Annotated in this window: 8 protein-coding genes; 4 read left to right on the top strand and 4 right to left on the bottom strand. The window is 71.4% G+C overall.

Translation table 11 applies throughout. From position 1 onward, the window contains the following. Positions 1-415: 415 nt before the first annotated feature. The 4 genes from D0Y53_RS09035 to D0Y53_RS09020 all read left to right on the top strand — a co-directional run bounded on the left by D0Y53_RS09035 (position 416) and on the right by D0Y53_RS09020 (position 5,133). Complete coding sequence (locus D0Y53_RS09035; RefSeq protein ID WP_117202900.1) at positions 416-1,102, top strand: DUF2461 domain-containing protein; 687 nt, start codon at positions 416-418, stop codon at positions 1,100-1,102. Positions 1,103-1,306: 204 nt separating this feature from the next. Next, positions 1,307-1,837 (top strand): DUF2939 domain-containing protein, encoded by a 531-nt coding sequence (locus D0Y53_RS09030; protein ID WP_158550631.1) that lies wholly within the window; start codon positions 1,307-1,309, stop codon positions 1,835-1,837. Between the two features lie 108 nt (positions 1,838-1,945). Then, positions 1,946-3,001, top strand: a complete 1,056-nt coding sequence (locus D0Y53_RS09025) for a glycosyltransferase family 4 protein (protein ID WP_117202898.1) — start codon at positions 1,946-1,948, stop codon at positions 2,999-3,001. 5 nt (positions 3,002-3,006) lie between these two features. Next, positions 3,007-5,133, top strand: a complete 2,127-nt coding sequence (locus D0Y53_RS09020; RefSeq protein WP_117202908.1) for an amylo-alpha-1,6-glucosidase — start codon at positions 3,007-3,009, stop codon at positions 5,131-5,133. A gap of 18 nt (positions 5,134-5,151) precedes the next feature. On the opposite strand, the gene D0Y53_RS09015 is transcribed toward D0Y53_RS09020, so the two are convergent. The 4 genes from D0Y53_RS09015 to D0Y53_RS09000 all read right to left on the bottom strand — a co-directional run bounded on the left by D0Y53_RS09015 (position 5,152) and on the right by D0Y53_RS09000 (position 14,033). Further along, on the bottom strand, positions 5,152-6,093 hold the full coding sequence (locus tag D0Y53_RS09015) for a 5'-nucleotidase (protein ID WP_117202897.1): 942 nt from the start codon (positions 6,091-6,093) through the stop codon (positions 5,152-5,154). 311 nt (positions 6,094-6,404) lie between these two features. Further along, positions 6,405-7,196 carry an NAD kinase gene (locus tag D0Y53_RS09010; RefSeq protein ID WP_386724825.1) on the bottom strand — a complete coding sequence of 264 codons (792 nt, stop codon included), beginning with the start codon at positions 7,194-7,196 and terminating at the stop codon, positions 6,405-6,407. A 461-nt stretch (positions 7,197-7,657) separates the two neighbouring features. Further along, a complete protein-coding gene (locus D0Y53_RS09005) occupies positions 7,658-12,655 on the bottom strand; it encodes an NAD-glutamate dehydrogenase (protein WP_117202896.1) in 4,998 nt (1,665 codons plus the stop codon). Between the two features lie 196 nt (positions 12,656-12,851). Then, on the bottom strand, positions 12,852-14,033 hold the full coding sequence (locus D0Y53_RS09000) for an acyl-CoA dehydrogenase family protein (RefSeq protein WP_386724837.1): 1,182 nt from the start codon (positions 14,031-14,033) through the stop codon (positions 12,852-12,854). Between the last annotated feature and the right edge of the window lie 103 nt (positions 14,034-14,136).

Genomic DNA, 14,136 nt, shown 5'->3' with positions numbered 1-14,136 from the left:
GGCCTGTGCGGGACCGTCGGCGGCATGGATGCCGCCGAGGAGCCTACAGGGACGTATTCACGGCGTGTCCCGCACAGGCCGGGCCGCCGGCTTCCCCCCACGGAAGCTGCCGCGCTTGAAGCCTGTATCCCCACGGCATGCCTCACAGGCCGGGCACCGTTTTCTGCAGAGGTTTCCGCACTTGGAGCATGTATTCACGGCGTGTCCCGCACAGGCCGGCCACCGGCTTCCCCCACGGGGGCTCCCGCGCTTGAAGCCTGTACTCACGGCATGCCTCACAGGCCGGACACGTTTTCTGCAGGGGTTTCCGCGCTTGGGGGAAGACTCCCGCCATCGGCTCGAACCCAGGCGGCCCGAGAACAGCACCGCCGACGCGGGTCTGAGCGCTCCATGGGCCTCTCCTACAATAGGCGCCATGCCCAGCTATTTTTCCGACAAGTCGTTCAAGTTCCTGCGCGGGCTGGCGCGGCACAACGAACGCGCCTGGTTCCATGCGCACAAGGCCGAGTTCGAGGCGCACGTGCGCGCGCCGTTCCAGCGCCTGCTCGGCGACCTGCAGCCGGCGCTGGCGGCGATCAGCCCGCACTACCGCGCCGACCCCCGGCCGGTCGGCGGCTCACTGTTCCGGATCCAGCGCGATACCCGTTACGCCCACGACAAGACGCCGTACAAGGGCTGGCAGGGCGCGCGCCTGTTCCACGAGCGCCGGCGCGAGGTGGCGGCGCCGTCGTTCTACCTGCACCTGGAGCCGGGCGCCAGTTTCGTCGGCGCCGGCCTGTGGCATCCGGAAACCCACACCCAGCGGCGCGTGCGCCAGTTCATCTTCGACAATCCCGGCAGCTGGCAGGCGGCGGTGTACGCGCCGGCGTTCCGGCGCCGCTACGTGCTGGGCAGCGACGACATGCGGGTGCGGCCGCCGCGCGGCTTCCCGGCGGATTTCGCCTTCATCGACGACCTGCGGCGGCGCAACTTCAACGCCTTCCGCACGCTCGCGGACGCAGACATGACCGGGCCGCGGCTGCGCCAGCAGCTGGAGCGCGACCTGCGCGCGCTGGCGCCGCTGGTCGATTACCTGTGCGCGGCGCAGGACCTGGCGTTCTGACGGCGGACGATCGCGCAGGGCGAGGCGTCGGCCGGCGTGGCGGAACCCAGGGCCGGACGGGGCGAGGATCGCGGCGTACATCGCTCTCGTAGTGGTGGTCGAAGGGGCGTGAGGTGGATGCGGGCATGGAGCGCAGCTGCCGCCTGTCCCCGACCGCGTCGAAGCTACCCCTACAATGCCCGCGGGTCCTCCTCCGGAATCGCCATGCACAAGTGGATCGCGCTGCTGCTCGCCGGCCTGCTGCTGTTCGGCGCCTGGATCGTTGCCGGGCCGTACCTGACCGTGCGCGACATCCGCAGCGCGGTGCGGGCGCAGGACGCCGCAGCGCTGTCGGAACACGTCGACTACCCGGCCCTGCGCGCCAGCCTCAAGGCTCAACTCGCCGACCGCCTGGTGCGCGAGGCCGGACCGGAACTGCAGTCCAACCCGCTCGCCGCCCTCGGCCTGACTTTGGCCACCGGCGCGGTCAGCACCGCAGTCGAGGCCATGGTCACGCCAGCGGGGCTGGCGGCAGTGATGCAGGGGCGCAAGCTCTGGCAGCAGGTCAGCGACGACTTCGCGCCACCCGACCCGGCAATGCCGGCGCCCGAGCCGCTGCACGACGCCCGCTACCGTTACGAATCCTGGTCGCACTGTACCGTCACCATCCGCGACCAGGAGGGCCGCCCGCTGGTGTTCGTGCTGACCCGGCAGGGCCTGCGCTGGCGGCTGTCGGATCTGCGCCTGCCGCAGTGAGCGCGCGGCCGCCGCGCGGCTGAATGCGGGCGCCACCAGGCGCGCCGCCACGCCGTATTTACGCAGCGGACGCTAGCGTCGTCGGTCCCCCTCCCGGCCGCCGCCGCCATGCGCATTGCCCAGATCGCGCCGTTGTACGAGGCGGTGCCGCCGCTGCTGTACGGCGGCACCGAACGCATCGTCGCCCACCTCACCGATGCGCTGGTGGACCGCGGCCACGAGGTGACCCTGTTCGCCACCGCCGAGGCCCGCACCCGCGCGCGCCTGGTCGCGGTGCGCGACCGCGCCATCCGCCTGGATCCGGCGCCGCTGAAGAGCGACCTGGCCGCGCACCTGGCGATGCTGCACGAGGTGTACCGGCGCCGGCACGAGTTCGACGTCCTGCACTTCCACGTCGACCTGCTGCATTTCCCGCTGTTCGACGACTGCGCCGAGCGCACCCTGACCACCCTGCACGGGCGTCTGGACCTGCAGGACCTGGCCAGCGCCTACCTGCGCTGGCCGCACTTTCCGCTGGTCTCGATCTCCGACCACCAGCGCCGGCCGCTGCGCTTCGCCAACTGGCGCGGCACCGTCTACCACGGCCTGCCGGACGACCTCTACCGCTTCAGCCCCGCCGGCGGCGACTACCTCGCCTTCCTCGGTCGCATCTCGCCGGAAAAGCGCCCCGACCGCGCGATCGCGATCGCCCGCGCCGCCGGCCTGCCGCTGAAGATCGCGGCCAAGGTCGACGCCGCCGACCGCGCCTATTTCCACGACAAGATCGCGCCGCTGCTGGACGATCCGCTGGTGGAGTTCGTCGGCGAGATCGGCGACACCGACAAGTCGCGCTTTCTCGGTGGCGCGCGCGCGCTGCTGTTCCCGATCGACTGGCCGGAGCCGTTCGGCCTGGTGATGATCGAGGCGATGGCCTGCGGCACGCCGGTGGTGGCGTGGCGCTGCGGCTCGGTGCCGGAGGTGGTGGACGACGGCGTCACCGGACGGGTGGTGGATTCGCACGCCGCGGCGGTCGCCGCGGTGGCGGAAGTCGCCGGCTACGACCGCCGCCGCATCCGCGCGGTGTTCGAGCGCCGTTTTTCCGCCGCGGCGATGGCGCGCGGCTACGAGGCGCTCTACGCCCGACCGCACCCCGGCCGCGCCCTCACCCTCCGGCGCAGCGCCTGACCATGATGGCCGACGTGCAACCGGCGGCCACCGCCGCCTCCTTCACCACCCACGTACTCAAGGACGGCGACAGCTTCCTGGTCGCCAACGCCTACGGCGACATCGAGGGCGACAGCGACGGCCTGTTCCACGACGACACCCGGCTGTTGTCGCTGTGCCGTCTGCGCATCGCCGGCGCGCGGCCGGAGATGCTCAGCGCCGCGGTCACCCGCGACAACGTGTTCTTCGTCGCCCACCTGACCAACCGCCCGTTGCCGCCGCTGGGGATCGGGGCGATGCCGTCGGGCCTGCTGCACGTGGCGCGCACGCGCTTTCTCAGCGGCAACCGCCTGTACGAGCGCCTGTGCGTGCGCAACTACGGGCTGCAGCCGGCACGGGTGCCGCTGCAGATCGGCTACGGCGCCGACTTCCGCGACATGTTCGAGGTCCGCGGCAGCGTGCGCGCGGCCCGCGGCGAGATGCTGCCGACCCGGGTCGACGCCGCTGGCCTGGTGTTCGGCTATCGCGGCCTGGACGGGCGCGTGCGCGAGTCGGCGATCACCTTCTCGCGCCGGCCCGCGCGGCTCGACGCCGACGGCGTGGAGTTCCTGCTGGAACTCGCGCCCGGAGCCACGGACGAATTGTTCATCGAAGTCGGGCTGGTGCCGCACGAGCCGCCGACGCTGTCCCGCTACCGCGACGCGGCCGCCCACGCGCGCCGGCGGATGCGGGCACGGCAGCGGCGCGGCGCGCGCGTGCGCAGCGCCGGGCCACTGTTCTCCGACTGGCTGCAGCGCTCGCGCGCCGACCTGGCGCTGCTGACCAGCGACCTGTCCACCGGTCCCTACCCTTACGCCGGCATCCCGTGGTTCTCCACCCCGTTCGGGCGCGACGCGGTGATCACCGCGCTGCAGGTGCTGTGGCTCAACCCGGGAATGGCGCGCGGCGTGCTCGCCTTCCTCGCCGACCACCAGGCGCGGGACGCGTCGGCATTCCTGGATTCGGCGCCGGGCAAGATCCTGCACGAGACCCGCAAGGGCGAGATGGCCGCACTGCGCGAGCTACCCTTCGGCCTGTACTACGGTGGCGTCGACACCACGCCGCTGTTCGTACTGCTGGCCGGCGCCTATGCCCGCCGCAGCGGCGACCTGGCCTTCATCGACAGCCTGTGGCCGGCGCTGTGCGCGGCGACGGCGTGGATCGAACGCGTCTGCGACGCCAACCCCTACGGGCTGCTGGATTACTCGCGCGGGCGCAGCAGCGGCCTGGCCAACCAGGGCTGGAAGGACAGTCACGACTCGGTGTTCCACGCCGACGGCCGCCTCGCCGAAGGCCCGATCGCGCTGGTCGAAGTGCAGGGCTACGCGTTCGCCGCGCTGCAGGCGATGGCGGCGCTGGCCGTGCGCCGCGGCGACGACGCCGACGCCGCCCGCTGGCAGGCGCGTGCGGCACGGCTGCAGACGGCAGTGGAGGAGCGCTTCTGGATGCCCGAGCGCGGGTACTACGGCATCGCCGTCGACGGCGAGGGCGCGCTGTGCCGGGTCCGCGCCAGCAATCCCGGGCATCTGCTGTACGTGGGCCTGCCGGCGCCGGAACGCGCGGCGCAGGTGGCTGCGCAGTTGCTCGCGCCGGCGTTCGCCAGCGGCTGGGGCCTGCGCACGCTGGCCGTCGGCGAGGCGCGCTTCAATCCGATGTCCTACCACAACGGCTCGGTCTGGCCGCACGACACCGCGCTGTGCGCGGCCGGGATCGCCCGCATCGACCGCGATGGCGCGTTGCGGCTGCTGCGGGCGATGTCCGAAGCCGCGATCCACTTCGAGATGCGGCTGCCGGAGCTGTTCTGCGGTTTCCCGCGCAAGCACGGGGCGATGCCGGTGTCCTACCCGGTCGCGTGCCTGCCGCAGGCCTGGGCGGCGGGCGCCGCGTTCATGCTGCTGCAGGCCTGCCTGGGGGTGGAGATCGACGGCGGCAGCGGCGAGATCCGCATCGATCGCCCGCGGTTGCCGCTGGGCGTGGATCAGGTCGCGTTGCGCGGCCTGGCGGTGGGCGGGTACAGCGTCGACCTGCTGTTCCAGCGCAGCGGCCGGCACGTGCTCGCCTTCACCGAAGGCGCGGATGCCGCGCGGGTGCCGGTGCGCCTGCGCGGCGGCTGACGCGGGTCCCGCCGCGCCTCAGGCGTTGGCGACCCCGTGCGGCACGTGTCCGGCGGCGACGTGATCGCGCGCCGAGGCGATGTTGTGCTCGGAATCGTCGAAGAAGATGTCGGCGCCGAACGCCTCCAGGAACGGCCCCTTGTCGCGCCCCCCCAGGAACAGCGCCTCGTCCAGGCGCACGCCCCACTCGCGCAGGGTGCGGATCACCCGCTCGTGCGCCGGCGCCGAGCGCGCGGTGACCAGCGCGGTGCGGATCGGCGCGTCCTCGCCCGGCGGGAACGCCGCCTGCAACCGGTGCAGCGCGTCGAGGAAACCGCGGAACGGCCCGCCCGACAACGGCTCGCGGGCGCGCTCGCGCTCGTGCCGGCCGAACGCTTCCACGCCCTGCTCGCGCGAGACCCGCTCGCTCTCGTCGCCGAAGATCACCGCGTCGCCGTCGAAGGCGATCCGCAGCTGGTCGCGTTGCGCCGCCCGCGCGGCGTCCGTGGCCGCGGCGGCGGGGAGGATGGTGGCGGCGGCAACCCCGTGCTCCAGTGCGCGGCGCACCGATTCGGGATTGGCGGACAGGAACAGGTCGGCGCCGAACGGCTTGATGTAGGGCCAGGTCGGCGCGCCGGAGGTGAAGGTGGCGCGGCGGATGTCCAGGCCGTGGTGCTGGATCGAGTTGAAGATCCGCAATCCGGTGTCGGAGGAATTGCGCGACAGCAGGATCACTTCCACCCGCGGCGTCGCCAGGCCGTCCGCGCCGACCGGCGCGGCGGCGTTCAACGCCAGCAGCTTGCGCACCAGCGCGAAGGCGATCCCCGGCGCCAGCACCTGGTCCTCGCGCTCGCGCTGATAGGCCTGGTAGGCGGCGATGCCTTCGCGCTCGAACAGCTCGTGGCTGTCCTCGAGATCGAACAGCGCCCGCGAGGAAATCGCGACGGTCAGCGGACTGGGTGGGGCGACGGGCGTCGGCATGAGCCGAGTATGGCGCCTGCCGGTCCCACGGCGTGAGACGCGCGGCCTCGAGGCCGGCAACACCCCGAGCAGGAAACGGGCCGGTTCCCGGTCGACGGGTGCGCATCGGCATCGAAGGCGGCAGTCGCGGATCCAGGCCGGCACACGGGCGCACCCGCCGCATTCAGCGTGAACCGCATCCGCCGGCAGTGCGCCCTGCCGCGGCAGGGCCGGAGCCGCGCGCGGCCGCCGCGCCGCCGCGGCAACCCGCACGGTTTCCGTTGCCGGGACCGCGATCGCGGCGTGCCGAGGCCGCCGGTCCGACCGCGACGTCAGGCCACGAACTGCTCGGCCAGGATCCGCTCCTCGAGGTTGTGCTCGGGATCGAACAGCAGGGTCACGGTGCGGTCGCGGGACTCGCGGATGGTGACCTCGACCACGTCGCGCACCTCGTGCGAGTCGGCGGTGGCACTGACCGGGCGCTTGTAGGGATCGAGCACGCGGAAGCGCACTTCGGTGTCGGCCTTGAGCAGCGCGCCGCGCCAGCGCCGCGGCCGGAACGCGGCGATCGGCGTCAGCGCGATCACGCTGGAGCCCAGCGGCAGGATCGGGCCGTGCGCGGAATAGTTGTAGGCGGTACTGCCGGCGGCGGTCGCGACCATCACCCCGTCGCAGATCAGCTCGTCCAGCCGCGGCTTGCCGTTGAGGTCGATGGCCACGTGCGCGGCCTGCCGCGTCTGCCGCAGCAGCGAGACCTCGTTGTAGGCCAGCGAACCGGTGCTGGTGCCCGATTCGGTCAGGGCCAGCATCTCCAGCGGCCGCAGCACCGCCGGCTCGGCAGCGTGCAGGCGCTCGAGCAATGCGTCGTCGCGGTAGTGGTTCATCAGGAAGCCGACGCTGCCGAGCTTCATGCCGTACACGGGTTTGCCGAGCGCGCCGTGGCGGTGCAGGGTCTGCAGCATGAAGCCGTCGCCGCCGAGGGCGACCAGCACGTCGGCGTCTTCCGGTGCGGCCTGGCCGTGCGCGCGCTGCAGCGTGTCCAGCGCCGTCCGGGCGCCGTCGACGGCGCTGGCGAGGAACGCGATGCGCGGCTGCGCCGGAATCTGGTGCGCGGGCTGGCTCATGGACGCGGGACGCTCCTTGGCACGGGTCGGGACGAGGATACCGCGGACCGCCACGCATCCCTCACCCTGCTTCGCCGCGCGCAGCGGCCCCCTCCGCAAGCAGGGAGAGGGAATGGCCCGCCCCCAGACGCCGAGGCCCGCGAACCGCCGTTCCCTACTCCCCGCTCGCGGGGAGTAGTGCCGCAGGCGGATGAGGGGTCAGCGGAGCGACTGCCCGACAGGTGCGACGCACCGGCCGCGCGCAAAAGCGGCACCCCTCACCCCGGTTCGCTCCGCGAACCTGTCCCTCTCCCCGCAAGCGGGGAGAGGGAACACTCGCTCCATGGCCATTCCCCGCGGGCGATGGCGTCGTCACACCTTGGCCTTCTCCCCGCAAGCGGGGAGAAGGTGCCGAAGGCGGATGAGGGGCCGGCGGAGCGGCGTCGATCCAGCACTTGCGACGTGCGGGTCGCCGCAGTACGTCAGCCGCGCGAGGCCAGCTGCGACAGGCGCTGCACCGCGACCGACGCGGTCGGGTAATCCATCGCCTTCTGCGCCGCCAGCTCGTTGAGCATCGCCAGGGTGAAGCGCAGCGAGGCGTCGTCGCGCTGCAGCCAGCGCGCGACCCGGGCGTCCGCGCTGGCCCCGGGCATCGCCAGCACCTGCGCCACCAGCGCGCGCTGCTGCGCGGCCAGCTCGTCGCGCAGCACGCCGCGGGCGACCGCGTGCCAGCGGCCGTCCACCGCGAGCGCGTCGATCTGCGCCTGCAGCCACGGCAGGTTGAGCGCGTCGCCGAGGCGGAAGTGCACCTTGGCGACCTCGATCGGGCGCAGCTTGCGCTCGCGCGCCAGCTCGATGATGTCGCAGCACGGCTCCAGGTACGGCAGCGCGGCGAGCTGTTCGCCGAGGTCGGCCGGCATGCTCTTGGCCTTCCAGTCGCCGATGCTGGCCTCGTAGGCCGGACGCATCGACACCGGCAGGATCGCCTCGCCGGCGCGGATGTCCTCGAAGCCGCCGCGGTAGCGCTCCACCGCCGAGGTGATGTCGGGAATCGCGCCCGGACGCGACAGCAGCCAGCGGGTGAAGGAGCGCTGCAGCGTCCAGATCACCTGCAGGGCGTCGACCTGCGCCGACTCGTGCACCTTGCCGTCGAGGGCGTCGATCCGCGCCCACAGCGCACGCGCGTCGAGCGTCTCGCGGGTGATGGTGAAGGCCTTGGCGACTTCGCCCGGGGTGCGGCCGCTGTCCTCCTGCATGCGCAGCAGGAAGGTGGCGCCCATGCGGTTGATGGTGGAGTTGGTGACCGCGGTGGCGATGATCTCGCGCTTCAGGCGGTGGCCCTGCATCGCCGCGGCGTATTTCTTCTGCAGCGGCTCGGGGAAGTAGCGCACCAGCTCCTTGGACAGGTACGGGTCTTCCGGCACGTCCGACTCCAGCAGCTGCTGGAACGCGACCAGCTTGGAGTACGACAGCAGCACCGCCAGCTCCGGCCGGGTCAGGCCCTGGCCGCGCGCCTTGCGCTCGGCGAACTCGGCGTCGGACGGCAGATACTCGATCTGGCGGTCGAGCAGGCCCTGCGATTCCAGCGTGCGGATGAAATGCTGCTTGGACCCCAGCCGGGCGACGCTCATCCGCTGCATCAGGCTGATCGCCTGGTTCTGGCGGTAGTTGTCGTTGAGCACCAGCGCGGCGACCTCGTCGGTCATCGACGCCAGCAGCTTGTTGCGGTCGGCCAGCTTGAGCTTGCCGCGCTGGACCTCGCCGTTGAGCAGGATCTTGATGTTGACCTCGTGGTCGGAGGTGTCCACGCCGGCGGAGTTGTCGATGAAGTCGGTGTTGAGCAGCACGCCCTGCTGCGCGGCCTCGATGCGGCCGAGCTGGGTCATGCCGAGGTTGCCGCCCTCGCCGACGATCCTGCAGCGCAGGTCGCGGCCGTCCACGCGCAGGGCGTTGTTGGCGCGGTCGCCGACGGCGAGGTTGCTCTCGGCCGAGCTCTTGACGTAGGTGCCGATGCCGCCGTTCCAGAGCAGGTCGACCGGCGCCTTGAGGATCGCGCTCATCAGCTCGGCCGGGGTCATCGCGGCCGCCCCGGCGTCGATGCCGAGCGCGGCCTTGACCTGCGGCGTCAACGCGATCGACTTGGCGCTGCGCGGATACACGCCGCCGCCCTTGCTGATCAGCTTGGCATCGTAGTCCGCCCACGAGGAACGCGGCAGCTTGAACAGGCGCTGGCGCTCCTTCAGCGACCGCGCCGCGTCCGGATCCGGGTCCAGGAAGATGTGGCGGTGGTCGAACGCGGCCAGCAACCGCAGGTGCCGCGACAGCTGCATGCCGTTGCCGAACACGTCGCCGGACATGTCGCCGATGCCGACCGCGGTGAAATCCTGCTTCTGGCAGTCTCGCCCCAGCGCGCGGAAGTGGCGCTTGACCGACTCCCAGGCGCCGCGCGCGGTGATGCCCATGCCCTTGTGGTCGTAGCCGACCGAACCACCGGAGGCGAACGCGTCGTCGAGCCAGTAACCGTGCGCCTGGGCGATGCCGTTGGCGATATCGGAGAAGCTCGCCGTGCCCTTGTCGGCGGCGACCACCAGGTACGGATCGTCGCCGTCGTGGCGCACCACGTTGGCCGGGTGCACGACCTTGCCGTCGACCAGGTTGTCGGTGACGTCGAGCAGGCCGTTGATGAAGCGGCGGTAGCATTCCTTGCCTTCGGCCAGCCAGGCGTCGCGGTCGGTCGCCGGGCTCGGCAGCTGCTTGCAGAAGAAGCCGCCCTTGGAGCCGACCGGCACGATCACGGTGTTTTTCACCATCTGCGCCTTGACCAGGCCCAGCACCTCGGTGCGGAAGTCCTCGCGGCGATCCGACCAGCGCAGGCCGCCGCGCGCGACCGGGCCGAAGCGCAGGTGCACGCCTTCCACGCGCGGCCCGCAGACCCAGATCTCGCGGTACGGCCGCGGCTTGGGCAGGTCGGGCACCTTGCCCGAATCGAGCTTGAAGGCGATGTAGTCGGCCGGGCCGCCGTCCTTGCGCAGGCCGTCGCGGTAGTCGATGTAGTAGCTGGTGCGCAGGGTCGCGTCGATCACGCCGATGAAGCTGCGCATGATGCGGTCCTGGTCGAGGCTGGCGACGCGGTCCATCAACCCGAGCAGGGCCGCGCGGGTGGCTTCGATCTGGCGCTCGCGGTCGCCGTCGCGGGCGTCGAGCACCGCCTGCAGGATCGCCAGGGTGGCCGGCTCGCCGCCCACCAGCGCCTGGAACTGCCGCTCCAGCGCCTGCTTGCCGCGCTTGATCTCGGCCTTGGGCTCGCTGCCCGTGGCCGGGTCGAAGCGCGCCTCGAACAGTTCCACCAGCAACCGCGCCAGCAGCGGATAGCGGTTGAAGGTTTCCTCGACGTAGCTCTGCGAGAACGGCACCCCGACCTGCTGCAGGTACTTGCCGTAGGCGCGCAGCACCGCCACCTGGCGCCAGGTCAGGCCGGCGCCGAGGATCAGGCGGTTGAAGCCGTCGTTCTCGGCCTGCCCGCGCCACAGTTGCCGGAACGCCTCCTCGAAGGACTCGTCGAGGCTGTCCACGTCCAGGTCCGCGCGCGCGGCCTCGACCTCGAAATCCTGGATCCAGGCGACGCTGTCGCCATCCTTGCCGGGGATCTCGATCCGGTAGGGGTGCTCGGTGATCACCCGCAGGCCCATGTTCTCCATCATCGGCAGCGCCTCCGACAGCGGGATGTCGTGGCCGGGGCGGTAGAACTTGAGCCGCAGGCCGCCTTCGGCGTGCTGCGGGCGGTACAGGCTCACGCGCAGGTCGTCGGGCCCGCTGAGCGAAGCCAGGCACTGCACGTCGGCGGCGGCGATCGCCGGGGTGGCCTGCTCGATGTAACCGGCCGGCAGCGCGCGGCCGTAGCGGTGGGCGAGCTTGAGGCCGCGCTCCTCGCCGTGCCGGGCGACCAGTTCCTCGCGCAGGTCGTCCTGCCAGTTGCGCACGATCTGCGCGAGCTTGTCTTCCAGCGCCGGGGCGTCGACCGAGACCGCCTCGCCGGCCCTGGGCCGCACGATCAGGTGCAACTGCGCCAGCGGCGACTCGCCCACCTGCACCGTGGTGTCGATGCTCTCGCCGTGGAGCGCGCGCTTGAGCATCCGCTCGATGCGGCGGCGCACCTCGGTGTTGAAGCGGTCGCGCGGGATGTAGACCAGCGCCGACCAGAAGCGGCCGTAACGGTCGCGGCGCAGGAACAGCTTGCTGTGCACCCGTTCCTGCAGGCCGAGGATGCCGGTGGCGGTGCGCAGCAATTCCTCTTCGGTGGACTGGAACAGCTCGTCGCGCGGCAGGGTCTCCAGGATATGGCGCAGCGCCTTGCCGCTATGCCCGGTCGGGGCCAGTCCGGACTGGCGCATCACGTACTCGTGGCGCTCGCGCACCAGCGGGATCTCCCACGGGCGACGGCTGTAGGCGCTGGAGGTGTACAGGCCGAGGAAGCGCTGCTCGGCCACCGGCATGCCCTTGGCGTCGAACTTGAGCACGCCGATGTAGTCCATGTAGCCGGGCCGATGCACGGTGGCGCGGGCGTTGGTCTTGGTCAGGATCAGCGCGTCCACCGACCCGGACTGCGGCATGTAGTGCGCCGCCAGGGTCTTGAGGTCGCGCGGCTTGCCGGCGTCCTTGCCGCGCAGCAGGCCCAGGCCCGAGGATTCGACCGGATACAGCAGCTCGCTGCCGCCCTTCTTGACCACGTCGTATTCGCGGTAGCCGAGGAAGGTGAAGTGGTTGTCGGCGGCCCAGCGCAGGAATTCCTGCGCTTCGGTGCGGCCGGCCTCGGACACCGGCATCCGGCGTGCGGGCAGCTCGTCGGCGATCGCCAGCATCTTGTCGCGCATCTTCGCCCAGTCGTCGACGATCGCGCGCACGTCCTCGAGCACGGTGTGGACCGTACGCTCGATGGCGGCCATTTCCGCCGTGGTCTGGCGGTCGATTTCCAGGTGCATGAAGGACTCGTCGCGGCCCTTGCCGCGCGCGTCCGCACCCGCCGCCAGCAGCTTGCCGGCGCGGTCGCGCTCGATCGCCACCACCGGATGCCCGAGCACGTGCACGCCGATGCCCTGGTCGGCCAGCGCCATGGTTACCGAGTCGACCAGGAACGGCATGTCGTCGTTGACGACCTGCAGCACCGTGTGCGGCGATTCCCAGCCGTGCTGCTGCATGCTGGCGTTGAACACACGCACCGCGGCGGCGCCGCGCTTGCGCTTGCGCGCCAGCTCCAGGAAATCCAGGGCCAGCTGCGCCCAGCCCTCGGCGCCGTGCTGGGTCGCTTCCTCGGCCGACAACCGGCGATAGAAGGCGCGGGCGAACGCCTCGGCCAGCGCCTGCTGCGCCTTGGGCACGCGCTTGCGCAGCGCGGCGAGAATCGGATCCAGGGAGACGGTGTCGGCGGCGGCGCGCGGGTTGCGGGAAGCCTTGGCGACGGCGGCCTTGCGTGGAGTATTCATGGGGAACGTGATGTCCGGATAGAGAGAGGCCCGCGCTTGCGCACGGGCCGGAAGGGTCGAGGGTCAGAGGGAACGGGTGTCGGCGCGGCGCACGCGGGCGCCACGGTCGGAAATCGGAATGTCGTCGCGACGGCGCGCGGCACGGCGGCCGTCGCGCAGGGCATCGCAGGCGGGGGCGGCGACGGACTGGCGCATCTCAGCGCAGCCCGGTCTCGTTGCGGGCGATGACCATGCGCTGGATCTCGCTGGTGCCCTCGTAGATCTCGGTGATCTTGGCGTCGCGGAAGTAGCGCTCGATCGGCATTTCCTTGGAGTAACCCATGCCGCCGTGGATCTGCAGCGCCTGGTGGGCGATCCACATCGCCGCCTCGGAGGCGGTCAGCTTGGCGACCGCGGCCTCGGTGCTGAACTTCTGCCCCTGGCCCTTGAGCCAGGCCGCGCGCAGGGTCAGCAGCGTCGCCGCGTCGAGCTTGCACTTCATGTCGGCGATCTTGGCCTGGGTCATCTGGAACGCGCCGATCGGCTGGCCGAAGGCCTTGCGCTCGCGCACGTAGGCCAGGGTCGCCTCGTAGGCGGCGCGGGCAATGCCGATCGCCTGGCTGGCGATGCCGATGCGGCCGGCGTCGAGCACGCCCATCGCGATCTTGAAGCCCTGGCCTTCCGCGCCCAGCACCTCGTCGGGCCGGACCACGTAATCGGCGAATTCGATCTCGCAGGTGGCCGAGGCGCGGATGCCGAGCTTGGGCTCGGTCTTGCCGCGGTGGAACCCGTCGCGGGCGGTGTCGATCAGGAACGCGGTGATGCCGCGCGCGCCCTGGTCGGGATCGGTCATCGCGAACAGCACGATGTATTTGGCCACCGGGCCGGAAGTGATCCAGCTCTTCTTGCCGTTGACCACGAAGCTGCCATCGGCCTGCTTGACGGCGCGGCAGCGCATGGCGGTGGCGTCGGAGCCGGACTGCGGCTCGGTCAGGGCGAAGGCGCCGATCTCCTTGCCTTCGGCGATCTCGCGCACGTACTTCTGCTTCTGCGCCTCGCTGCCGTGGGTCAGGATGCCGTTGCAGAACAGCGAGTTGTTGACCGACATGATGGTGGAGTGGGCGGCATCGGCCGCGGCGATCTCGACCATCGCCAGCACGTAGGCGATCGAATCCATCCCGGCGCCGCCGTATTCGGCCGGCACCTCGATCCCCATCAGCCCGTTCTCGCCGAGCAGGCGGATGTTGTCCAGCGGGAACTCGCCGGTCCGGTCGTGGTGCTCGGCACTGGGCGCGATCTTGTCCCGGGCGATGCGCCGGGCCACGTCCTGGATCAGCAACTGCTCTTCGGTGAAGCGGAAATCCACGCGGCGCACCTCGGACGGAACGGGAAGCGCAATTGTACCGGCGTGCGCGCAAGAACCGAACCCGTCCGCGGCGCCCGCCGCGCCGCGCTTGACCGCGGCGCGGCATCGGCAGAGACTCATATCCTTGAATCGCGAT

The organism is Cognatiluteimonas weifangensis (genome assembly GCF_003416885.1).
GTDB lineage: Bacteria > Pseudomonadota > Gammaproteobacteria > Xanthomonadales > Xanthomonadaceae > Cognatiluteimonas > Cognatiluteimonas weifangensis.
Note: the sequence above shows the minus strand (reverse complement) of the source record. Positions and strands in the feature narration are given on the sequence as shown.

What these genes read in the sequence shown, in the direction of transcription:
- D0Y53_RS09035 (WP_117202900.1), top strand. Translation starts at nt 416, where the DNA reads ATGCCCAGCTATTTTTCCGACAAGTCGTTCAAGTTCCTGCGCGGGCTG.
- D0Y53_RS09030 (WP_158550631.1), top strand. Translation starts at nt 1,307, where the DNA reads ATGCACAAGTGGATCGCGCTGCTGCTCGCCGGCCTGCTGCTGTTCGGC.
- D0Y53_RS09025 (WP_117202898.1), top strand. Translation starts at nt 1,946, where the DNA reads ATGCGCATTGCCCAGATCGCGCCGTTGTACGAGGCGGTGCCGCCGCTG.
- D0Y53_RS09020 (WP_117202908.1), top strand. Translation starts at nt 3,007, where the DNA reads ATGGCCGACGTGCAACCGGCGGCCACCGCCGCCTCCTTCACCACCCAC.
- D0Y53_RS09015 (WP_117202897.1), bottom strand. Translation starts at nt 6,093, where the DNA reads ATGCCGACGCCCGTCGCCCCACCCAGTCCGCTGACCGTCGCGATTTCC.
- D0Y53_RS09010 (WP_386724825.1), bottom strand. Translation starts at nt 7,196, where the DNA reads ATGAGCCAGCCCGCGCACCAGATTCCGGCGCAGCCGCGCATCGCGTTC.
- D0Y53_RS09005 (WP_117202896.1), bottom strand. Translation starts at nt 12,655, where the DNA reads ATGAATACTCCACGCAAGGCCGCCGTCGCCAAGGCTTCCCGCAACCCG.